Origin of the sequence: Tautonia plasticadhaerens (genome assembly GCF_007752535.1) — a bacterium.
Lineage (GTDB): Bacteria > Planctomycetota > Planctomycetia > Isosphaerales > Isosphaeraceae > Tautonia > Tautonia plasticadhaerens.
Genome location: NZ_CP036426.1, coordinates 458938 through 481338 on the forward strand (window position 1 = coordinate 458938; position 22401 = coordinate 481338).

Here is a 22401-nt window from a genome sequence, read left to right on the forward strand (position 1 = left end):
GGCCTCGGGAGGCATCGACTCGCCTCGGAGCGCTCCCCCCAGGTGCCCGACCGATCGGGCCCGGGTGCGACCCATCTCGGTGTCGACCCGGGCCGTCCTGGGGCACGGGCGGTGGCGTCGAGGGGCCGAGCACGACGATCGAGATCGCCCCAGCCATCACGTAGCCGTGGCCTCCTGCCGCGGCCGACGGCCGACCCGGCGCGTACCGCCGGGGTTGCGGCAGGCCAGCCATCCCAGGGATGCCCGCCCCAGGGCCGTCCCGGAATCCGCCCCGAGTCGCCTCGTCCGGGGCGATGGCGCCTCATCTCGCGATCTCATCTCATTGGGAGCATTCGGATGAAGACACGATCCCATTCGTCGGGCGGGGGCTCCCGCCCGGCGTTTACGCTGATCGAGTTGCTGGTGGTCATCGCGATCATCGGCGTGCTCATCGCCCTGCTGCTGCCCGCCGTGCAATCGGCGAGGGAGGCGGCCAGGCGGGCGCAATGCACCAACAACCTGAAGCAGATCGGCCTGGCCCTGCACAACTACGAGTCGACCCACCGCTGCTTCCCCATGAGCACCACCGCCGCCCTGCCCGGCCCCGGCGGGGCCTGCCAGAACGGCCTGGTGAGCTGGCACGCCCGGATCCTGCCGTTCCTGGAACACCGGGCGATTTCCGGGGCGATCAACTTCGACGTGGGCATGGCCGACGACTGCTCCGGCCCCCTGCTCTACTACGCGGCGACGATCGGCGCGGGGCACCCGAACGCCACGGCCGCCTCGGCGGTGATCTCGACGTACCTCTGCCCGTCCGACCCGGTCGGGCCCAGCGACGCGATGGGGTCCGCCCGGCCGGCGCCCGAGAACTACGCGGGGAACGTCGGCTGGATGCCCAACACGACCGGCTTTACCGGGTCGGGGGGCGGGCGGTCGACGCACAACGGACTGATCGGGCTGGACCGGCCGGGGGCGCCGGTGTCCTGGCACGACCCGGCGGTGTCCATGGCCGAGGTGTCCGACGGCCTGAGCACGACGGCGGCCGTGGCCGAGCGGCTGATCACCGAGGCGGCCGACCCGAGCGATTGGCGCGCCGTGGCTTCCGGCCCGATGGCGACCCAGTCGTTCTGCGGCGGCGGGACGGGGGACTCCAAGTCGCTGTCCCGTTGGCAGCGCTTCTGCAACGCGGTGTCGCTGCCGGATCCCGGCTGGTCGATCTATCACGGCCGGGCCTGGATCTCGGGGTGGGGGCACACGGCGGGGACGTACATGCACGTGATGAAGATCGGCGAGCGGAATTGCCACCTCTACGGCGGCGAGGACACCGGCGAGATCATCGTCACGCCCAGCAGCAACCACGTCGGCGGCCTGAACGTGCTGTTCGGCGACGGCAGCGTCCGGTTCGTCAAGCAGTCGGTGTCCGACCAGATCTGGTGGTCGATCGGCTCGAGGAACGGCGGCGAGGTGGTCGATGCGTCCGGCCTCTGATCCCTCCCTCCCACGGATGACGAGGGCCACGGCCCGCCTCGTCGGCGTGCTCTGGCTCGCCGCCCTGCCGGGTTGCGGGGCGGGCTCGCCGGGACGGCCCGGGGGGGAGCCGTCCCGCGAGCTGCCCGCCGCCCTCGCGGCGCTGCTCCCCCGCGATGCGGAGGTGGCCCATTACGAATCGGCCGGGGAGCCGGTGCCGTACCGCCTCTGGCTGCTCGGGGGGCCCGGCGGCGAGCTGGTCGGCTTCCCCGACGGCCTGGCCGACCTCGAGCGGCACGTGCTGCCGGGGGCGGTGCTCTCCCGGCTCATCGACGCGAACGCCCCCCGGCTGGCGCCGGGGGAGCCGAGGGGCGGCACCTGCCGCTTCTCGCACTGGACGGACGGCGACGCCGAGTACCGGCTCCGCGAGTTCGTCACGGACCGGGGCTGGTTCGCCAGCCTCGAGCAGTTCCGCAGCCCGGCAGGCCCGGGCTGATGTCCCATCAACGACGGAGAAACGTCCTCATGATGATTCGATTCGGGAGCGGGATCCGGCTCGTCGGGGCGATCGCCCTGGCCACGGTCGGGGCCCTGGTCGCGTCGGCCCCGGTCCGGGCCGAATTTTCCAGCAATCTCTTCACGTCCGGCCACGCCGACATCGGCGTCGGCTTCGAGGACGACGCGCTGTTCCTGCACTACCACTTCGAGGGCGGGGTCGTCAACGGCGTGCCCCTGGCCGACGAGGAGATCGACCCGGGAGCGGTGACGACGGTCGTGCCCGAGTCGCTCCGAGTCTCGCTCGGGGCCGGCGAGGACCTGCCGTTCCTGGGACTCGGCGCCGGGGACGAGGTGTCGATCCTCCCGCAGGTGAACACGCCCGGCGTGCCGTTCCTGGGCCTGGCGACCGAGGAGCTGCTCGACTCGGACTGGGCCGGCGGGATCGGCTTCGAGCTGCTCGGCGTCTCTGGCCCCGGCGAGATGGCCGTCTGGCAGAGCGGCCTGTTCGGGGCGACCGTCCTGTTCGACACGCTCGACGGCATCGGCCCCGACGACGCCTTCACCTTCCCCATCGGCGTGCATGACCACGCCAACTACGGCTTCACCGAGGTCGGGATCTACGACGTGACGATCCGGGTCACCGGCACCCACACCAGCCTCGGTGCGCTGGCCGACACGGCGACCTTCCGGTTCCGGGTCGAGCCGTTCTCCGCGGCGGTGGTGCCCGAGCCGGGGAGCCTGGCGATGGTCGGCCTGGGGGCGACCGCCGTCCTCGGCGCGGTGGGGTCGCGGCGTCCCCGGCCGGGTAAGGAGGTGGAGTCGGCGTAAGGGCGAGGGAGGTGGCACTCGCACAACGCCCTTACGCCGAGGCCCGCGCACGAGCGTGGAGCATCGGTGACGCGAGGGCGGCGGGGCGGTCGGCAAACCGCCCCGTCGCCGGCACTATTCTACGGCCCCCCGGCCCCCAGGCCAGGGGGCGATCCCCCTCATCGCGTCCTCGGAGCATCATGACCATGATCCCCCCTGCCCCTCGCCCCGGGAGGCGTCCCGGCTTCACCCTGATCGAATTACTCGTGGTCATCGCGATCATCGGCGTGCTGATCGCCCTGCTGCTGCCCGCCGTGCAGGCGGCGAGGGAGGCCGCGAGGAAGGCCCAGTGCATCAACAACCTGAAGCAGATCGGCCTGGGCCTGCACAATTACGAATCCAGCAACGGCACCTTCCCCCCCGGCTGGACGGCCTACTTCGAGGAGGAGCACCACGACCACCACGACGACGACCACGGGTTCCGCTTCCAGGACGACGACGAGGCCCTGGCCGGCTGGCCGGGCTGGGCCTGGGGGAGCATGATCCTCGGCCAGGTGGAACAAGGTCCCCTCTATGACGCGATCAACTTCGACCTGTCGGTCGACTACCCGCAGAACCTGACCATCCGGACCAGCCGGGTGAAGTCGTACATCTGCCCGTCGGACGACGAGGTGCCTTTGGTCCCCGTCCGCGACGAGGGGGACGCGACGACGATCACCGAGGTGAGCACGGGCAATTACATCGCCAGCAACGGGATCGGCGAGATCGGCCCGGAGGACGGCCAGGGGATTTTCTACATGAACAGCCGGACCCGGATCGCCGACATCCGGGACGGGACGAGCCAGACGCTCTGCGTGGGGGAGCGGAGCTTCAACCTCGCCCCGGTCACCTGGACCGCCCGCACCCCGCACGGCTGGAACTTCAAGACCCCCCCGAGCCGGGGGGGCGACGCGCGCTTCCAGTCGTTCCCGCACCCGGCCTTCAGCATGGTGATCGGGACGGTCGGCGTCGAGGACCCGCCCCGGACCCCCAACCACCCGAGGGCCCACCCGGAAGACTACTGGAGCCGGCACCCCGGCGGCGTGAATTTCCTGTTCGCCGACGGCTCGGTCCACTTCGTCCGCGACTCGATCGCGCAGGAGGTCTTCCTCGCCCTGGGGACCCGGAAGGGGCGTGAAGTCGTCTCGGCCGACCAGTATTGACCGGGAGGGCCGGGGTCGGGGATGCTCGATCGGCGTGAATCCGGTCGGGGCCCCGGCGTCGGCCCCCTTCGGGCGATGCGGTCGGGGGCGCGTGCGGGGGATGAGCGATCCGGGACGGATCGTCCGGGCCGAGTCCACGGCGGGCAGCCGGGCGATCTCCGCGCTCTGCTTCGCCTCGGGGGCGGCGGCCCTGATCTACGAGGTGTCGTGGTCGAGGCAGATCGGCCTGGTCCTCGGCCAGACGGCGCAGTCGGGCGGGGTGGTGCTGGCCGGCTACTTCGCGGGGATGGCCTTCGGCTACGCCCTGGCCGGGAGGATGTCCCGGAGGATCCGGCCCCTGCTGGGCTACGGCATCGCCGAGCTGGTCGCGGCCGTTTGGGCGGTGCTGTTGCCCTCGACGCTCGACGCGCTGCGGGGCCCGATGGCCGGGGGCTGGCTCGACCCCGAGGCGGCGGGGCTCCGGGTCGCCGTCCGGGCGTCGGCCTGCTTCCTGCTGCTGTTGCCGGCGACGGCGGCGCTGGGGGCCAGCCTGCCGTTCATCGCGGAGGCGCTCTCCCCGGCCCGGCGGGTGGCCGCCGGCCGGGTGGCCCGCGCCTACGCCTGGAACACCGCCGGGGCGCTGCTCGGCGTGCTGGCGGCGACGGCGGTGCTGCTGGTCGCCGTCGGGGTCCGGGGGAGCTCATACCTGGCGGCGGCGATCTCGGCGGCGTGCGGGATGGCGGCGATCGGCCTCTCGGCCGTCGGGGGGCCGGGGCCCGGGCGGGAGGAATCCGGGGCCGGCCACGTCGCCCGGGGGCGATGGCCGTGGTACGTCCTGGCGGCCGGTTCGGGGTTCGCGACGCTCGGCGTGCAGGTCCTCCACACGAGGATGTTCGCGCTGACGTTCAATAATAGTACGCATACGTTCGGTCTCGTGGTGGCGGCCTGGCTCGGGGGGCTGTCGATCGGCTCGGCGCTGTATGCGAGGGCGAGGAGGCGTTGGGAGCCGGCGACGATCGCCCCGTTGGCCGGGCTGGCGGGGGCGTCGGGCGTGGCGGGGTCGGTGCTGGTCTTCGCCGGGGTCACGGGCCTGGGGTACTTCGAGTCGGGCCCCGGGTGGTGGGCGTATCTGCTGGGCGCCTCGGGGCTGGTCGCCCTGATCGTGCTGCCGCCGGCGTCGATCCTGGGGATGCTGCTGCCCTGCTGCTGGGACGCGGTCGGGTCCGGCCCCTCGGGCGGGGGGGGCGGCTCGGTCGTCGGCCGACTGACGGCGGCCAACGCGATGGCCGCCGCGGCCGGGGCGCTGGCCGCCGGCTTCGTGCTGCTGCCGGGGGTCGGCCTGTGGGCGTCGATCGGGGTGATGGCCGGATCGGTCTGCCTCGCGTCGATGCCCGTCCTGGTCCGATCCGGGAGGCGGGGATCGGCGATCGGGCTCGGGGTGCTGGTCGCCGGCCTGATCGCGGCGGCGGTGCGGATCCCCGGGGAGATCCGGACGCTGCCCCCCGGCCGCGACCTGTCCATCGCGGCGAGCTGGGAGGGGCCGTACGGGAGGATCGAGGTGGTGGACGTGGGCTCGGGGGTGCGGGTCCTGCGCCAGGATCTTCATTACGGGCTCGGTTCGAGCGGGCCGGCGAGGCTCCGGGAATACCGGCAGGGCCTCCTCCCGTTGCTGCTGCACCCGCGCCCGGAATCGGTCCTCTTCCTGGGCCTGGGGACCGGCCTGACGGCGGCCCCCGCGACGCTGCATCCCCGGGTCCGGCGCGTTGACGTGGTGGAATTGATCCCGGAGGTCGTCGAGGCCGCCCGACGGTTCGCCGACGAGAACTTCGGCGTGGTCGATCACCCGAGCGTCGACATCCGGGTCGACGACGCGAGGCACGACCTGCTGGCGGGTGCCCACGCGTATGACGTCATCGTCTCCGACCTGTTCATCCCCTGGGAAAGCAAATCCGGATATCTGTACTCGGTGGATTTCTACGAACTCGCCCGGGGACGACTCGCCGAAGGCGGGCTGTTCTGCCAGTGGCTGCCGCTCTACCAGCTGGGACGCCCCGAGTTCGGGATGATCGCCGACGGATTCGCCCGGGTCTTCCCGCATTCGACGCTCTGGTGGGGAGGGCTGTCGGCCGAGAAGGGGATCGTGGCGCTGGTGGGGTCGGATCGGCCGCCGACGATCGACGACGCCCGGATCGAGGCCGTGCTCCCGAGGGTCCGGGGGACGCTGGACGACCCGGATCCCTTCCTCGGTTCTCCTGGGGCGTTGCGTCGGCTCCGGATCGGTGACTGGCCGGCCCCGCCGCCCGGGGCGGTCCTGAATACGGACGAGCACCCTCGGGTCGAGTTCCGGGCCCCGGCCCGGCAGCAGTCGGACCGCCTCCTGACGGGGGACCGCTTACTCTCGCTCTTCGACGAGGTCTTCCGGCGCCTCCCCGACGCCTCGACCCGGTCGGTCCCCCCGGACCGGGATCCGTCGCGATCGGCCTATCGGCGTCGGGTCTGGCAGCGGGGACGATTGATCGGTCCGGGTCGGGAGTGAGCATCCGGGCGACGCGGTCGATCGGGCCGGGGTGCGGGGCCGATGGGGATCGGCCGGGGGGGCGGAGGCGAGGGGCGGGGGCGATCCGCCGGATCGGGGAGCGTCGTCCCCGGGTTCGCGGCATTTTTGCAAACAAAGGATTTGCGAGCGTGTCCCGGTCAAGTTATGCTAACCCCGCTCGGATAGGCCGCTCTTGCCTTCTCCCGCCGGCGTGATTCTCTCCCTCGACCGACGCCCGGCGCCCCGAGCCGTCCTGCCTCTCGGACGAATCGACCAACCCAGACTCCGAGCGACGGATTCGACCCCAATTCTTGCATGCGTTCTGCCGAGGGCGAGTGTCCGGTCGCCCGTGCGCATGCCGGTTCTGCTGGCGTCGTCGTACCCCTATCCCAGGAGAGAGTAAAGACCATGACATCTCGCATTCGCCGGGGCTTCACCCTGATCGAACTGCTCGTGGTCATCGCCATCATCGGCGTGCTGATCGCCCTGCTGCTGCCCGCCGTCCAGGCCGCCCGCGAGGCCGCCCGGCGCGCCCAGTGCACCAACAACCTGAAGCAACTCGGCCTGGCCGTGCACAACTACCACGACACCTGGGGCGGCTTCCCGATGGGCGAGATGCCCGGCGGGATGTCGCCCCACGTCGGGCTGCTGCCGTTCCTGGAGCAGACACAGATTTATGACTCGTTCAACATGAACCTCGGCCAGCGCTGGATCTGGACCCAGCCGGCGACCCTGACCGTCGGCCGGACCAAGATCAGCGCCTACATCTGTCCGTCGGAAATCTACACCGAGTACGCCAGCGACATCTACCAGTTCTACGCCTCCAACTACGCCTGGAACTCCGGGACGTGGTACCCGAGGACCGGGGCCTGGGACGGGCTGTTCGGCCGCTCGTACGGGCCCAACAGCGTGCCCCCCGAGGCGACCATCGACGGCCTGCCGAACCGGCCCCTGAACAACATGACCTTCGCTTCGGCCAAGGACGGGACGAGCAACACCCTGCTCTGCGCCGAGGTGGCCAACGGGCCGCTCGTCGCGGGCGTCACCCGGACCAAGGTCTCGGATTGCTTCGAGACCGGCGGCTTCAGCAACACGTCGACGGTGCAGGAGGCCGTGACGGCCTGCAACCAGGTCGACTGGACGACCGGCCCGATCCCCTGGGGCGGATCTTGGCGGTACAAGGGCTACTCCTGGGTCGAGGGGAGCGTCTGGCGGAACTGGTTCAACTCGATCCGGACGCCGAACCAGACCTGCTGCGTCAGCCTGCCGAACCAGTGGTGGTCGATCATGAAGCCGTCCTCGTCGTACCACCCCGGCGGCGCCAACGCCGTGATGGCCGACGGCAGCGTGAAGTTCTTCAAGGAGACGGTCGCGCTGAACACCTGGATGGCCCTGAGCACCCGGACCGGCGGCGAGGTCGTCAGCGCCGACCAGTACTGATCGATCGGCCGGGCCGGTCGATCCGCCATGGATCCCCCCCCGTCCCCGACCCGAGGGGCGGGGGCGGGGACTGACCGTTTCTGTCCCACATCAATCGAGGAATCCAGTCCGACATGAGCCACATCCGACGCAACTCGCTGGGCCTGATGCTGCTGGTGATGATGGGCGCCCTCCCGATCCTCCCCGGTTGTGGGGAGGAACCCCCGCCGCCGGTCGAGACCGAAGGGATCGACTTCGAGGCGGCCGAGCAGCAGGCGACCAAGGAATATGGCGGTCAGTGAGCCGCGCCGATGCCAACGAAGGCCCGGCGCCACGGGGGCGCCGGGCCGATCGCCGGGGGGATGCGGGATGGTCCTGCCCGAGGGGGGATGGGATCCGGGACGCGGGCCATGCCGGGCGTCTCGGATGCTCCTGGCCCTGGTCGCCGGGTTGATGATCGCGGGCTGTCGGGGTGAGCCCGACGGTCCGGCCGCCGATCGGGCCGGTTCGGCCCCGGCGAACCCCCCGAGGCCCAGGCCGGACTCGGGTCCCTGGTTCGTCGACCGGGCCCCGGAGTTCGGGCTCGACGTCGTGCCCCGGAGCGGCGACCCGGAGAAGCGCTGCGTGCTCGACTCGCTGGGGGTGGGGGTCGCGGTGTTCGACTCCGACGGGGACGACGACCTCGACCTCTACGTCGCGGGCGGTAGCGAGGTGCGAGGCGGTCAGGTCCTGGGCGCCGGCGGCCCCTGGCTGTTCCGCAACGACGGCCCCGGTCGCTGGGTCGACGTGACCGAGTCGTCCGGCCTGACCCACACCGGCTGGGCCCAGGGCCCGGCCGTGGCCGACTACGACGGCGACGGCGACCTCGACCTCTTCGTCGCCCAGCACGGCCCCGACACCCTCTGGCAGAACCGAGGGGACGGGACGTTCGCCGACGTGACCGCCCGGGCCGGGATCGACGACCCCGCCTGGGGCGTCTCGGCCACCTGGGGGGACGTCGACGGGGACGGTTGGGTCGACCTTTATGTGACGAACTACCTGGTCGTCGACCCGGTCTCTCCCCCTCCCATGAACGACTACCTGGCGGGCCATCCCGTCTTCCAGGGCCCCGCCACCCTTCCCGGCCAGCCCGACCGCCTGTGGAAGAACCGAGGCGACGGCACCTTCGAGGACGCCACGGCGACATCCGGCCTCTCACGGCCGCCCAACAAGGGGATGTCGTGCCTGCTGGCCGACCTGGACGACGACGGGAATGTCGACCTCTACGTGACCAACGACACCCACGCCAACGAGCTGTTCCGGGGCCTCGGCGGCGGCCGGTTCGAGGAGATCGGCGAGGCGGCGGGTGTGGCATACAGCGCCTACGGGGTCGCCGAGGGGAGCATGGCCGTCGACCTGGCCGACCTCGACGGCGACCTGAGGCCCGACCTGGCGATCAGCAACTTCCGCCAGGAGGGGAGCCGGGTGTATGCGAACCTCGGCGATCATACGTTTGCAGACGTGTCGGGGAATCTCTCCCTCTGGGGCCTGACGGCCGGGTTCGTCGGCTGGGGCCTGGTGCTGGGCGACCTCGACTCGGACGGCTGGCCCGACCTGTTCCAGGCCAACGGCCACGTCTATCCGAATGTGCCCGACTCCCGATATGACCAGCCCCCGGTCCTCCTGAGGAACGTCGGCGGCGCGGCCTTCGAGGAGGTGACGGGCCTGTGGGGGCCCGCGATGGAGTCCTGCCGGTCGGGCCGGGCCGTCGCGTCGGGGGACCTGGACGGCGACGGCGACCTCGACCTGGTGATGACGACCATCGACGGGCCCGTCCGCGTGCTGATCGACGAGGGGACGCGGTCGAGGGCGTCGGCGTCGATCCGGCTGGTCGGCCGGCGTCCGAACACCGAGGCGCTGGGGGCCCGGGTCGAGGTGGAGGCCGGGGGCCGGGGGCAGGTCGGCCTGGTCCGCCGGGGTGGGAGCATCCTGGCCGCCCCGGACGCCGGCCTTCACTTCGGGCTCGGCGCGGCGACGGCCATCGACGCGATCCGGGTCCGCTGGCCCGACGGCTCGCTCGACCGCTTCGAAGACTGCCCCATCGACTCGAGCCTGACGATCCGACAGGATGGACCCGAGCTGGAACACCGCCCGTTCCCCGATCGGACCGAGCGACCCGAACCAACGACCCGAGGGCTTTTGGAATGAGCCAGGAACCGCACGACCCGAACGCGAAGGCGAGCGAGAATCCGTCCCCGAAGCCGCCGGAGAAGAAGTCTTCGACGGTCGTCCGAGTCGCGGTCACGGTGGGCGTGCTGGGCGTCGGCCTGCTGCTGCTCTGGACGCTGGTGGGCGAGGAGCTGTACGAGCAGGTGCAGGAGTACCGGGCGGCGGTCGTCGACCTGGACGAGTCGGCACCCGTCGGCTATCTCGGGCTGAACTACCGGAAGGAGTACAACGCCCGGCCGCCGCGGTTCCACTTCGAGGAAGACGGGAAGAAGCTGCTCTGGGCCTCGATCGGCGACGGCGAGACGCCGGACTATTACGACGTGACCGAGGCCGAATTCGATCCCCAGGTCCTCCAGGGCGGTTTCGGCAGGGACTCGATCCCGGGCGTCGACTACCCGATCCTCGAGCCGCCCGATGGAGAGGTCGCCTCCAATATCGGCCGCAAGAACGAGGTGGCCGGCGTCGAGCTGGACGAGGGACCCCGCGCCTACCCGATCGGGGCGATCCAGAAGGTCGAGGTCGTCAACGACCTCGACGGCGAGATCCCCATCGCCGTCGTCTATGCCCGGGGTCCGGACACCGTCCGCGTCTACCGCAGGGAGGTCGACGGCCAGCCCGTCACCCTGGGGACCTCCGGCTACGCGACCGGCGAGAAGGTGCCGATGCTGTACGACCGCAAGACCAAGAGCCTGTGGCTGCCCGAGGGCGACGGCGGCGCCTTGATCTGCGTCAACGGTGAGCATGTCGGCATCCGATTGGCCGAATACATGGAGGCGGAGCGGCTGCCCTGGGGGGAATGGATCGGTCGCCACCCGGACTCGCTCGTGCTCGTGGGCAACGACCGGGACAGGCCGATCCCGGCGGAGTGAGGCCCCGGGGCGGGCCCGGACCAGCCCCCGGGGCCGCCTTCTCGCGCGGGGACGCGATCGCATCCCCGGACGCGCGGGCCGCCTTGCGGCGGCCCGCGTCTTGGAAGACCTGGTGACCTGGATTCGCCGGGACGGAGTGACGCGAGCCCGGCCCGGGCGGGGACGGACCCCCCGCTGGGGGTCACTCGCCCACGGCGACGCCCCGGCGGGCGGCGGCGGGCCGGGGCTTGAAATCGGCCTTGTCGATGGAGTGGATCCGGAGCTTCTCGCTGATGCTCCGCCGGGAGAGGCCGCTGTGCTCGGCGCAGCGGTCGATCCGGCCCCGATAGCGTTCCAGGATGCCCCGGAGGTAGTGGCGCTCGATGCGATCGGTCAGCTCCCTGGTGATCTCGTGGAGCGGGCGGATGACGTCGAAGGACAGGTCGAGCGGCTCGTCCTCGTCGATGGGGGGCGAGAGGTAGGGTGGCAGGTGTTCGGCCCGGACGACGTCCCCGGGGGCGGTGATGACCAGCTGCTCGACCAGGTGCTCCAGCTCCCGGACGTTGCCCGGCCAGTCGTAGCGGGCGAGCCGGCCGATGGCCTCCCTGGAGAAGGTCTTTGCGGGATAGCCGCGCCCTCGGAGGCGGTCGAGGAAGTGGTCGACCAGCAGCGGGAGATCCTCGATCCGCTCTCGGACCGGGGGCAGGGTGACGGTGACCACGTTGAGCCGGAAGAACAGATCCTCTCGGAAGCGGCCCTCGGCGACGGCCTGCCGGAGGTCGACGTTGGTCGCGGCGAGGATCCGGGTGTTGACCTGGATCGTCTCGCTGCCGCCGACCCGCTCGAAGGTGCCGTCCTGGAGCACCCGGAGCAGCTTCGCCTGCACGCCCAGGGGCAGCTCGCCGATCTCGTCGAGGAACAGGGTGCCGTCCTCGGCCAGCTCGAAGCGCCCCTGCTTGCGGCGGTCGGCCCCGGTGAAGGCGCCCCGCTCGTGGCCGAACAGCTCGGATTCGAGCAGGGGCTCGGGCAGGGCGGCGCAGTTGACGGCCACCAGCGGGCCGGTCCGGGTGGCGTCGGCCTGGTGCAGGGCCTGGGCGACCAGTTCCTTGCCGGTGCCGGTTTCCCCGGTGATCAGCACGTTGCAGTTGGCCGAGGCGACGCGCTCCACGCGACGGAAGACCTCGCGCATGCCGAGGCTGGTGCCGAGCAGGTTGTGGAAGCCGAAGCGCTGACGGAGGCGGTCCCGGGCGTCGTTGACCTCGTCCAGGAGCGTCCGGTCGGCCAGGGCTCGCTCGACGATGACCTGGACCTGGTCCGGGTCGATGGGCTTGGTGACGAAGTCGTAGGCGCCCAGCTTCATGGCCTCGACGGCCGAGTCGATCGAGGCGTGGGCGGTCATGACGATGATGGTGACGGGCAGGTCGCGCTGGCGGATCTCCCGGATGAGATCCATGCCCTCGATCCCCTTCCCCTCGAGGTAGAGGTCGATGACGACCAGCGAGAAATTGCCGTCGACGAGGCGTTCGAGCGCCTCGGTGCCGTCGGTGACGACCTTGATGCGGCGATCGGGCCGTGCCAGCAGCAGGGAGAGTTGCTGGCAGGTCAGCTCGCTGTCGTCGACCACGAGGATGCGTCGATCCATGGCGCCTCACCCCGGTTGAGCAGGCGTCCGGGCCCCTCCTGTGCGGGCCCGGCCTCGCCGAAGGGGCACTCCGGCCGCCTCCTGGCGACGGGGGTCGGGCAGAGGCCCGTCCCCCGGCTGCGCTTCATGCGATGCGATTCCACGATGATGGGCCGTTACTCGCCCCCTGTCAAGCCGGTTCAGTTCGGTTGCATGGTTATGCGTTCACTAGGTCGTCGTCGCCCTCCCCAGGTGCCGGTCGAGGAATCGGTAGGAGCGTTCCCGGACGTCGGGCGGGAAGTCGTGCTCGTCGTCGGGGTATTCGGCGACGAGGTGCTCGGGGGCCCCGAGCAGCTCGTACACCGGCCGGGCCGATCGGATGCAGGCCCGGACGCCCTCGACCTCGAAGTTGGCGTCCCGGAGCGGCGAGTTGGTGAAGAAGGGCCGGGGGGCGAGGGCGCCGATCAACTCGGGGAAGTCGAAGGGCATCCGACCGGGGTCGGTGCCGTACTTCGATCGGATCCGGGGCATGTAGCCGGCGTGGGACCAGCCGGCGAGGTTCCCCCCGTAATAGGAGGGGAAGCTGTTGAAGCCGCACGAGGAGACGACGGCCCGGATCCGGTCGTCGAAGACCGCCAGGAAGATCGAGTTGTGGCCGCCGAGCGAGTGGCCGATGGCGCCGACCCGGCCGGCGTCGACCTCGGGCCGGCCGGCCAGCAGGTCGACGCCCCTCATGTGGTTCCAGACGCCCTTCATCGTGGCGCTGTCGTAGCCGAGGGCGTAGGGGTCGACGGCGTATTCGCCGAAATTCGGGTAGTCGGGGGCCAGCACCACGTAGCCCCGTTCGGCCAGTTCCTTGGCGCTCGAGCGGTTCGGCCGGGCCTCGATGCCGACGACCTCGTCCTTGCCCACCCGGACGGTCTGGTGCAGGCAGATCATCGCCGGGAAGCCGCCGGGGGGCGGGTCCCCCTGGGGGATCAGCAGCCAGGCCGGCACGCGGTCCCCCGGCTCGGACGCCAAGGAGACGTGGATGCGGACGTAGTTCGACTCGGCGACCGGTCCGCCGTACTCCGGATCCAGCGGGACGCGACGCTCGCCGCCGGGCATCCGCCCCATGACCTCCTGGGCATTGGCGAGGACGTGGGCGCGCCGGACGTCCCAGTCGGCGGGAGACGCGACGGGATGGTGGCCCCCCTCGCCGTCGAGGACGACCATCAGGTCGGCGTGGTCCGGGTAGCTCGGCGGCTTCGGCGAGGGGGATTGCGGGGCGATCATCGGGTTCGTGGCTCCGTTCGCGCCGGGATCGGCTCGAGTCCCCGCCCCCTCGTCCCCGAGGCGGCGGAGGGTGTGAACCGACGGCCCGCACCGGTCCGAGGCCCGGCGACCGGGGCGCCGGGCGGCGTTTCGAGTGTTCCCGACGTTGTACGACGGCGGGATCATTCGGGCAACGGGGGGGCGATTCGGGGGCGGGCCCCTAAGAACCTCGGGGCCTCGGGCGTTCTCCGGGCAGGGGTGCGGTACACTGTGGGCCGCACCCCCCCACGTCGCCGGGCCGGACCGGACCCGAGGCGTCGGGAAGGATGGGTCGTCCTCACCTCTCCCGGTCGAGTCGGTCACGGAGCGTCCGCCATGAGGATCCGGCACGGTCGAGCCCGAGCAGTCGTCGCGTTGGCCCTGGTGGTGTCGGGGGCGCTCGCCGTCCTCGCCGGCCAGGGGGGGGAGGAGCGGGGGGGCGGGGCCGACCCGGGCCCGCCCCGGGTCCCGGAGGCGGGCCTGGCGGTCGAGCCGATCGCGCCGGACCTGCCCGGCGGCGTCGTGGCGCGGCTCCAGGAGGGGAAGTACGCGGAGGCGGCCGAGGTGGTCGCCGCCTGGTCGCTCGAGGGGGAGGCCGACGGCGATCGACGATCCTATGCCGCCCTGATCCGGGGGATCGCGCTGCGGCTGGACGGGAGGGCCGACCACGCCCGCGAGGCCCTTGCCTCCGCCCTAGACGCCGACCCCGAGGGGCGATGGTCCGCCAAGCTCCGCTCCGAGCTGGCCGCCACCGAGCTGCTCGCCGATCGCCCCGAGCAGGCCGAGGCGCTGGCGAGGGCCCAGGTGGAGACGCTGCTCGACCCGTCCCGCAAGGACGAGCTGGCCGGCGTCTATGTCGCCTTCGCCGACCGGCTGCTCGAGCCGGTCGGCCCGACCGCCCGGCCCGATCCCGAGGCCGCCCACGCGCTGCTGCAACAGGCGAGTGAGCTGGCGAAGGGGGACGAACTCCGGGCCCGGATCCGCCTCCGGATGGGACGGGCCAGCCGGGAGGCGGGCGACCCCGGCCGGGCGATCTCGGAGTTCCAGTCCTACCTCGACGAATTCCCCGGGGGGGCCGACCGCCCCCGCGCCCGCCTCCTCCTCGGCGAGGCCCAGCTCGAGGCCGGCCAGCCGTTACCGGCCCGGCTGACGTGGTCCGACCTGGCCCGGGACCTCGAGGCCGAACGGGACGGGCCGGCCGACATCCGGGCCGAGGCGTTGTTCCGGATCTCGGAGACGTACGGGTTCCCCCAGCCGGGGGACGACGCGAGCCTCGACCTGGGGATCGCCGCCCTGCGACGCTACCTGGACGCCTTCCCCGCCCACGAGGACGCCGTGCGGGCCTCCTACTGGATCGGCGCCGCGAGCCTGCACCGCGGGCAGAGCCAGCGGGCGCTGGAGGCGTTCCGCGCCTTCCTCGCCGAGGAGCCCTTCCGGGCCGAGTCCGAGGCGGCGAGGCGGGACCTGGCCGAGCTTCGGATGGACGTGGCCTTCCAGGTCGGCGTGGTGCTCCGCCAGCAGGGCCGATTCGCCGAGGCGATCGAGGCGTTCCGGGGCTACCTCGCCCAGTACCCCGACGGCCCCCAGTCGGCCGACGCCCAGCGCGAGATCCTGAACACGCAACTGGTCTCGGCCGGCGAACACCTCCGGAGGGAACGCCACGACGAGGCCCGGGACGCCTGGCGCCGGTTCGTCTCCGAGAACCCGCTCGACCCGAGGGTGCCGGAGCTGCTGTTCCAGGTCGGCGAGAGTTTCGCCTCCCAGGACCGGTTCGACGAGGCGATCGCGAGCTGGGAAACCCTGATCGGCAAGTTCCCCGGCACGGAGCCGGCCGGTCACGCCCAGTTCCGCATCGGCGAGGTGCTGGAAACGGAGCGGGACCAGCCGGGGCAGGCGATCGAGCGCTTCGAGCGAGTGGCCGTCGAGCCCTGGCAATCCCGGGCCCGGCAGCGGATCGCGGTGATGGAGTCGACCGAGCTGACCGTCATCTCCCCCCGGGCGTTCCGGACGGGCGAGGTCCCGAGGCTGGAGATCACGACCCGGAACGTCGAGACGCTCACCTTCCGCTCTTACAGGCTCGATCCCGAGTCCTACTTCCGGAAGAAGCAGCGGCTCGGCGGCGTGGAGTCGCTCGACGTCGGCCTGGTGGCCCCGGATGCCGAGTGGACGGTCGAGGTGGCCGGCTATGCGAAGTACGCGCCGATCGAGCGTGCGTATGAGCTGGACCGGGTGCCCGTGCCGGGGGTCCACGTGGTGAAGGTCAGCGACGAGGAGAAGCTCCAGGCGACCACCCTGGTGGTCGGCAGTGACCTGGACGCGATCGTGAAGACGTCCCGCGACCAGTTGCTCGTCTTCGCGCAGGACATGACCGACGGCTCGGGACGGTCGGGGACCCGGGTGCTGGCGTCGGGGGGCGATGGGATCCTCCTGGAGGGGCAGGGGGGGGAGGACGGCGTCCTCCTGGCGAGCTGGCCGGAGCCGATCGAGCCGGGTTCGGGGCTGTCGTACCTGATCATCGACGGCGCCCACGTCGCCGGGACGGGGCTGGGGGTGCCGGATCGGGTGGCCCAGGGGCTCGAGGCCCGGGCGTACCTCTACACCGACCGGCCCGCCTACCGGCCGGGACAGGAGGTGGAGCTTCGAGGGGTCGTCCGGGAGGTGGTCGACGGGCGCTACGCGCACGCCCCGGGGGCGACCTACCGGCTGGAGGTGGTGGACAGCCGGGGCCGCCGGATCCTTGAGAAGTCGGTGACGCTCTCGGACTTCGGCACCTTCCATGACACCGTCCCGGTCGACTCGTCGGCCCCGGTCGGGACCTACCAGGTGCGGCTGTACCAGCCGGGCAAGGACGGCTTCTCCGGCTCGTTCGAGGTCCAGGCGTACCGGCTCCAGAAGGTGGACCTGGCCATCGACCTCCCCCGGTCCGTCTACTTCCGCGGGGAGACGGTGGAGGGGAAGGCCGTCGCCCGCTATCAGTACGGGGCGCCGCTGTCGGGGAGGCCGATCGTCGTCGACCTGCCGGACGGGCGGACGCTCTCGGGGGAGATGGACGAGGCCGGCGAATATGAATTCTCGTTCGAGACGACGGGGTTCGGCGAGGAGCAGCCGCTCCGGATCGTCGCCCAGCTCCCCCAGGAGGGCGTGGCCGCCGTCTCCTCGACGATGCTGGCCGTCCGGGCCTTCCGGGTCGACCTGTCGACCCCGAGGGACGTGTATCTCGACGGCGAGCCGTTCCGCCTGACCGCCCGGACGATCGACGCCCTCGGCGAGCCGACCGGCCAGCCGCTGGAGGTGGCGATCCTCAGGCGCGTCAGCCGACAGGGGACCATCGCGGAACTCGAGGTCGACTCGAAGGATCTGACGACCGACGGCCAGTCCGGCGAGGGGTCCGTGCCCGTCACCATCGACGACGACGAGGGGGGGACCTATGTCCTGCGCGCCTCGGCGACCGACCGCTTCGGCAACCCGATCGTCGCCGAGCGGGTGCTGACCGTCTCCGGCTCGGAGGACGCCCAGAAGCTCCGAATCCTGGCCGATTCGCTGGCCTTCAAGGTGGGCGAGCAGGCGCAGGTGAACCTCCACAACCGCTCCGGGGGGGGCCCGGCCCTGCTGACCTGGGAGGCCGATCGGATCCTCTCCTACCGGATCGTCGCGCTGGAGGAGGGCGACAACCCGGTCCGATGGGAGGCCGACGACGCCCAGTTCCCGAACGTCACCCTGGCCGCCTCCCGGATGGCCGGGACGGACTTCCACCGGGCCCAGGTCGACCTCACCCTGACTCGGGATCTCCGGGTGACGGTCGAGCCCGCCCGGGAGTCCGTCGGCCCCGGCGAGGAGGTGGAGGTGGTGATCCGGGCCGCCGACCAGCTCGGCCGGCCGGCCCGGGCGGAGGTGTCGCTGGCGCTGGTCGACCGGGCGCTCCTGCGGCTCTACGGCGACGACCTCCCCCCTATCGGCCCGTTCTTCCACGGCCAGGCCCGCACCGGCGCCTTCGCCACCGAGGCGACCAACACCTTCCGATACGCCCCGAGCACCGAGACGATCGCCGAGGCCCTGCTCGACGAGCGGGAGCGGCAGGTGCTCGCCGCGCTCACCGATGCCGACCAGGACGCCGTCCGGGAGCGGGCCGACGCCATCACGATCCCCCAGGACTTCGCGATGCCGGGCCAGGCCCAGGCGGGACAGCCCCAGGTCCCCCCCGCACCGGCAATGGCCGGGGCCATGATGGGAGAGATGGGGGGCATGGCCGGCGGCCGAGGGGGGATGGTCGAGGCGAACGAGGCCGTCCCCGCCCTCGAGGGGACCGAGTACGACGTCGGCCTCCATTTCTCCATGCCCGGTCGCGACCGGGCCGCGCTGGCCAACGATCGGCAGGAGCTGTACCGCCGCAAGGTTGCGGCGTACGAGGGGTTCGATGACGGGCCATCGGGCGCGGTGATGTTGGGCGTCGGTGCCACGGAATTCGGGGGCCTGGCGGGCGGCGCGGTCTCGGCCCCGGCGACCCGCGAGCAGTATGTCGAGACGGCCTACTGGAACCCGGCGATCGTGACGGGAGAGGACGGCACCGCCCGGGTCACGATCAAGGCCCCGACGGCCCTCTCGCGCTATCGGTTCACGGCCCGGGGCGTCACCGGGGCCGACACGCTGGCGGGCCAGACGACGGCCGACCTGATGGTGTCGCAGGACTTCTTCGTCGAGCTTCGCACGCCGAGCATGCTCACCGAGGGGGACAAGCCCCGGTTCCTCGCCCGGGTGCACCACACCGGCGTGAAGGGACGCATCGAGGTCCGCCTGGCCTCCTATGCGACCGGCAACGAGCAGGCCGACCCGAAGGTGATCGAGGTCGATCGGGACGGCGTGACCGAGGTCCTGTTCGACCCGTTCGAGGTCCCGGACGCGACCGAGGTCGAGCTCACCCTGTCCGCCCGGGCCGGTGACCGGGCCGACGAGATCCGGGCGACCGTCCCCGTCCGCCCCTGGGGGGTTCGGGCGATCGCCTCGGGCTCGGGGGCCAGCAGCGACGACGCCACGGTTTTCGTCGAGCTGCCGGGGGGGCGACGGTACGAGTCCCCCGAGATGCTGATCACCCTCTCGCCGTCGACCCGTCGACTCCTGATCGAGCTGGCGCTGGGACAGCAGGCCTGGCCCGCGGCGGACCAGCCCGATGCCGGCACGATGTTCCGCGTCTGCTTCCCGCAGCCGAGCACGGTGGCCGACCGGGCCTCGGACCTCCTCGCGGCGACGTCGGCGCTGGTCTATCTCCGCAGGGTGGGCGGAGCCGAGGCCCCGGAGGCCCCGCGGCTGACGGGCCGGATCCGGGGGCTCGTGGCCGAACTCATCTCGATGCAGAACGACGACGGCGGCTGGCCCTGGGTGCCGAGCCGGCCGAAGTCGCCGCAACCGAGCGAGCGGTTGACCTCGTCCTACGCCCTCTGGGCCCTCGACTCGGCCGAGCCGCTGGGGCTGTTGAGCGACCCGTCCGTCGCCGACCGGGCCACGGGCTGGATCGAACAGCAGTTCGCCCAGGTCGACCCCACCGACCGGGACACCCGGGCCGCCCTGCTCTTCGCGCTCAGCACCCGGGGGCGGGCCGGCTTCGAGCAGGCGAACCGGCTGAACCGGGACCGGCAGCAGCTCTCCAACCCGGCGCTCGCGTTCCTGGCGCTCACGTTCGCGAACCTCGATCGGTCGAGCCTGGCGGCCGAGGTCCTCGGCGTGCTCGGGCCGAGGTCGGAGGCCGGGGCCTCGGCCCCGGGCGGCCCGGTGCTCCGCCACTGGGAGGCCGACTCGCGTCATCCCTTCTTCCGGGGGACGGCCGAGGTCACCGCGCTGGCGAGCCTCGCCTACTCGGCGGGCCTCCCCGCCGCCCCCGAGCTGGGGCAGTCCGCCGAGTGGCTGCTGGCCCACCGGATCGGCCTCGACTGGAGGCCCCACAAGGCGAAGGGGCCGGCCCTGGCGGCGCTGGGCCGATATTTCGGCGGGGCCGACGCGGCCGAGGACGATTATCGGCTGGTCGTCACGGTGAACGACCAGGAGGTCCACCGCGCCGAGATCTCCGGCCGGTCCGAGGGGGAGGCGATCCGGGTCCCCCGCAAGGCGATCGACGGCACCGGGCGGAACCGGGTCCGGTTCGACATCGAGGGGAGGGGGACGTTCGGCTACTCGGTCACCCTCGCCGGATTCACCCGGGAGTTCGGGCCGGACCAGGACCGGCGGGACCGGTCGTTCTTCGTCGATCGGCGGGCCTACCTCGCCGCCGAGCCCGAGTTCGAGGGCCGACCGCTGCCGACGGGGTTCTCGGCGGCCGTGAACCCCCAGGCGTTCCGGAACGAGGTCTCCCAGGTCGCGCTCGGCGGCCGGGCCCGGGTGGAGGTCTCGGCCAGCCGGGTCCATCGGTCGGGCGAGCCGAGCTGGGAGCGGGACTTCCTCGTCCTGGAGGAGCCGTTGCCGGCCGGGGCCACGCTCGTCGAGGGCTCGGTGCAGACGTCCGCCTCGCACTTCGAGGTGCGGGACGGCGTCCTCACCCTGTACTTCGCCCCCGACCAGGACCCCGGCAGCTCCTCCTACGAGGTCTTCGGCCATCTGCCCGGCGACTACCGGGCCCTGCCCCCGATCCTGCGCAGCGCCTACGAGCCCGGCCGCGACCACCTGGGCATGCCGGCCGACCTGACCGTGCTCGAACCCGGCGAGGACTCCACGGACCCGTATCGGCCCACGCCCGACGAGCTGTTCGCCCGGGGCTCCGCCCTGTTCGACCGGGGGCGGTTCGCCGAGGCGGCCGAGGTCCTCGGCTCGCTCTGGGAGGGCTATTCCCTCCGGGACGACGTGGCCCGGGACGCCGCCCGGATGCTCCTGAAGGCGCACATCGCGCTGGGCAACCCCCGGCCGGTCGTCCAGTTCTTCGAGATCCTCCGGGAGCGGGCCCCAGACGAGGTGATCCCGTTCGGCGAGATCCTCGCCGTCGGCTCCTCCTACCGCGACATCGGCGAATCCGAGCGGGCCTACCTCGTCTGGAGGGCCACGGCGGAGGCGAGCTACCTGGAGGACGCCCGGGTCGGCGAGGTGCTCCGGCAACGCGGGATGCCCCTTGAGGCGGTGGCGTACCTGCTGGACCTCTGGCGCGAGTACCCCGACACCGCGTCGATCGAGAGCGACTTCTTCGGCCTCTCCCAGGTGCTCGCCGGGCTGGCCGTCGAGGCCCAGGGCGACCCGGGGATCCGGAGGACGCTGCTCGACGCCGACCTCTCGCCGCCCCGGTTGCTCCTGCAGTCGATCCGACTGATCCAGGTCTTCCTCGCGCGGTCGCCCGACAACCCGATCGCCGACGAGGCGAGCCTGGCGCTCGTCAATGCGTACCTGGATCTGGAGGACGACGAGACCGTCGTCTCGCTGGCCGAGCGGTTCGCCGGGCTCTACGGGTCGAGCGACTACCTCGACAGCTTCCGCTATTCGGAAGCCCTCGGCCGATTCCGCCTCGGGCAATACGACCGGGCGATCGCCGTGGCGGAGACGATCGCGGGCGCGACCTATCGCGACGACTCCGGCGCCGAAGTGCCCAGCCCGAACCGGTGGCAGGCCCTCTACATCCTGGGGCAGATCTACCACGCCCGACGGGACGCCCGGAAGGCCGTCTCGTACTACGAGCAGGTCGCCGACCGCTTCACCGACGCCGCCGGCGCCGTCCGGCAGCTCACCCGGGAGGAGCTGGCGCTGCCCGAGATTACCCTGATCCGCCCCTCCGACCTCCTTCGGCTCGCGGCCCACGGCGAGGAGCCGATCCTCGCCTCGCTCGGCGCCGACGCCGCCCGGCCCGCCGAGGGGCCGACCGTGCCGCTGGAGTCCCGCAACATCGAGGAGGCCGCCGTCACCGTCTACCCGGTCGACCTGATGCGTCTCTACCTCACACGGCGCAACCTGGATGACATCGCCGGCATCGACCTGGCGGGCATCTCGCCGCTGGTCGAGACGGCCGTCTCGCTGGGGGACGGCTCCGACTTCGACGCGAAGGAGACGCCCGTCCCGCTGCCGATCGAATCGGAGGGCGCGTATCTCGTCATGGTCCGAGGGGATGGACGGTACGCCTCGGGGATCGCGCTGGTCAGCCCGCTGGAGCTGGACGTGCTGGAGGAGCCCGACGCCGGCCGGGTCCGGGTGACCGTCCGCCTCGCCGAGACCGGGGAGCTGGTGCCCGGCGTGCAGGTCCGGGTGATCGGCACGGAGGACGAGCGGTTCGTGAGCGGCGAGACCGACCTGAGGGGCGTCTTCGTGGCCGACGGCATCCGGGGCCAGGTCACCGCCGTCGCCCGGCGGGATGCCGACCAGTACGCCTTCTACCGGGGCACCGGCTACGTCGGGGCCCCGCCCGAGGCACCCCGGACGCCCGAGGCGTCCCAGGTGGCCCCGGCCGAGGGGCAGGTGGAGCAGTCCCTGGAGCAGAACCTGCGCGAATTGAACCGGGCGAACCAGCTCCGGCAGATCGATCGGCTGGAGCGTCGCTACCAGGAGGGCGGCAAGGGCGTGCAGGTGGACAAGGCCTACTGATCC

12 protein-coding genes are annotated in these 22401 nt (G+C 72.0%); 10 read left to right on the plus strand and 2 right to left on the minus strand.

Annotated features, from left to right (window positions below; all coding sequences use genetic code 11):
• Positions 1-336 precede the first annotated feature (336 nt).
• The 9 genes from ElP_RS01745 (at position 337) to ElP_RS01780 (ending at position 10964) form a co-directional block, all read left to right on the plus strand.
• Positions 337-1467 carry a DUF1559 domain-containing protein gene (locus tag ElP_RS01745; RefSeq protein WP_145278142.1) on the plus strand — a complete coding sequence of 377 codons (1131 nt, stop codon included), beginning with the start codon at positions 337-339 and terminating at the stop codon, positions 1465-1467.
• Complete coding sequence (locus ElP_RS01750) at positions 1451-1942, plus strand: hypothetical protein (RefSeq protein WP_145266677.1); 492 nt, start codon at positions 1451-1453, stop codon at positions 1940-1942. Before ElP_RS01745 ends, ElP_RS01750 begins: the two co-directional genes overlap by 17 nt.
• Before the next feature lie 29 nt (positions 1943-1971).
• Entirely contained in the window at positions 1972-2772 is an 801-nt protein-coding gene (locus ElP_RS01755) for a choice-of-anchor M domain-containing protein (RefSeq protein ID WP_197446643.1), read from the plus strand.
• A gap of 185 nt (positions 2773-2957) precedes the next feature.
• Positions 2958-3953, plus strand: a complete 996-nt coding sequence (locus tag ElP_RS01760) for a DUF1559 domain-containing protein (RefSeq protein WP_145266681.1) — start codon at positions 2958-2960, stop codon at positions 3951-3953.
• Between the two features lie 100 nt (positions 3954-4053).
• Positions 4054-6468, plus strand: a complete 2415-nt coding sequence (locus ElP_RS01765) for a spermine/spermidine synthase domain-containing protein (protein WP_145266682.1) — start codon at positions 4054-4056, stop codon at positions 6466-6468.
• Between the two features lie 408 nt (positions 6469-6876).
• Positions 6877-7908, plus strand: a complete 1032-nt coding sequence (locus ElP_RS01770) for a DUF1559 domain-containing protein (RefSeq protein ID WP_231749396.1) — start codon at positions 6877-6879, stop codon at positions 7906-7908.
• Between the two features lie 113 nt (positions 7909-8021).
• Positions 8022-8189 carry a hypothetical protein gene (locus ElP_RS37520; protein ID WP_197446644.1) on the plus strand — a complete coding sequence of 56 codons (168 nt, stop codon included), beginning with the start codon at positions 8022-8024 and terminating at the stop codon, positions 8187-8189.
• Between the two features lie 124 nt (positions 8190-8313).
• Positions 8314-10074, plus strand: a complete 1761-nt coding sequence (locus ElP_RS01775) for a CRTAC1 family protein (RefSeq protein ID WP_145266684.1) — start codon at positions 8314-8316, stop codon at positions 10072-10074.
• On the plus strand, positions 10071-10964 hold the full coding sequence (locus ElP_RS01780) for a DUF3179 domain-containing (seleno)protein (RefSeq protein WP_145266686.1): 894 nt from the start codon (positions 10071-10073) through the stop codon (positions 10962-10964). Before ElP_RS01775 ends, ElP_RS01780 begins: the two co-directional genes overlap by 4 nt.
• Before the next feature lie 181 nt (positions 10965-11145).
• Here ElP_RS01780 and ElP_RS01785 read toward each other — a convergent pair whose 3' ends face one another.
• Both ElP_RS01785 and ElP_RS01790 read right to left on the minus strand, forming a co-directional pair.
• Positions 11146-12585 carry a sigma-54-dependent transcriptional regulator gene (locus tag ElP_RS01785; protein ID WP_145266688.1) on the minus strand — a complete coding sequence of 480 codons (1440 nt, stop codon included), beginning with the start codon at positions 12583-12585 and terminating at the stop codon, positions 11146-11148.
• Positions 12586-12792: 207 nt separating this feature from the next.
• The gene (locus tag ElP_RS01790) at positions 12793-13839 is read right to left on the minus strand and encodes an alpha/beta hydrolase family protein (protein ID WP_145266690.1); all 1047 of its coding nucleotides are present in this window, start codon (positions 13837-13839) and stop codon (positions 12793-12795) included.
• 354 nt (positions 13840-14193) lie between these two features.
• Between ElP_RS01790 and ElP_RS01795 the strand changes: the two genes are divergently transcribed.
• A complete protein-coding gene (locus ElP_RS01795; RefSeq protein WP_145266692.1) occupies positions 14194-22398 on the plus strand; it encodes a tetratricopeptide repeat protein in 8205 nt (2734 codons plus the stop codon).
• The last annotated feature ends 3 nt before the right edge of the window (positions 22399-22401 follow it).

What these genes read in the sequence shown, in the direction of transcription:
- ElP_RS01745 (WP_145278142.1), top strand. Translation starts at nt 337, where the DNA reads ATGAAGACACGATCCCATTCGTCGGGCGGGGGCTCCCGCCCGGCGTTT.
- ElP_RS01750 (WP_145266677.1), top strand. Translation starts at nt 1,451, where the DNA reads ATGCGTCCGGCCTCTGATCCCTCCCTCCCACGGATGACGAGGGCCACG.
- ElP_RS01755 (WP_197446643.1), top strand. Translation starts at nt 1,972, where the DNA reads ATGATGATTCGATTCGGGAGCGGGATCCGGCTCGTCGGGGCGATCGCC.
- ElP_RS01760 (WP_145266681.1), top strand. Translation starts at nt 2,958, where the DNA reads ATGATCCCCCCTGCCCCTCGCCCCGGGAGGCGTCCCGGCTTCACCCTG.
- ElP_RS01765 (WP_145266682.1), top strand. Translation starts at nt 4,054, where the DNA reads ATGAGCGATCCGGGACGGATCGTCCGGGCCGAGTCCACGGCGGGCAGC.
- ElP_RS01770 (WP_231749396.1), top strand. Translation starts at nt 6,877, where the DNA reads ATGACATCTCGCATTCGCCGGGGCTTCACCCTGATCGAACTGCTCGTG.
- ElP_RS37520 (WP_197446644.1), top strand. Translation starts at nt 8,022, where the DNA reads ATGAGCCACATCCGACGCAACTCGCTGGGCCTGATGCTGCTGGTGATG.
- ElP_RS01775 (WP_145266684.1), top strand. Translation starts at nt 8,314, where the DNA reads ATGCTCCTGGCCCTGGTCGCCGGGTTGATGATCGCGGGCTGTCGGGGT.
- ElP_RS01780 (WP_145266686.1), top strand. Translation starts at nt 10,071, where the DNA reads ATGAGCCAGGAACCGCACGACCCGAACGCGAAGGCGAGCGAGAATCCG.
- ElP_RS01785 (WP_145266688.1), bottom strand. Translation starts at nt 12,585, where the DNA reads ATGGATCGACGCATCCTCGTGGTCGACGACAGCGAGCTGACCTGCCAG.
- ElP_RS01790 (WP_145266690.1), bottom strand. Translation starts at nt 13,839, where the DNA reads ATGATCGCCCCGCAATCCCCCTCGCCGAAGCCGCCGAGCTACCCGGAC.
- ElP_RS01795 (WP_145266692.1), top strand. Translation starts at nt 14,194, where the DNA reads ATGAGGATCCGGCACGGTCGAGCCCGAGCAGTCGTCGCGTTGGCCCTG.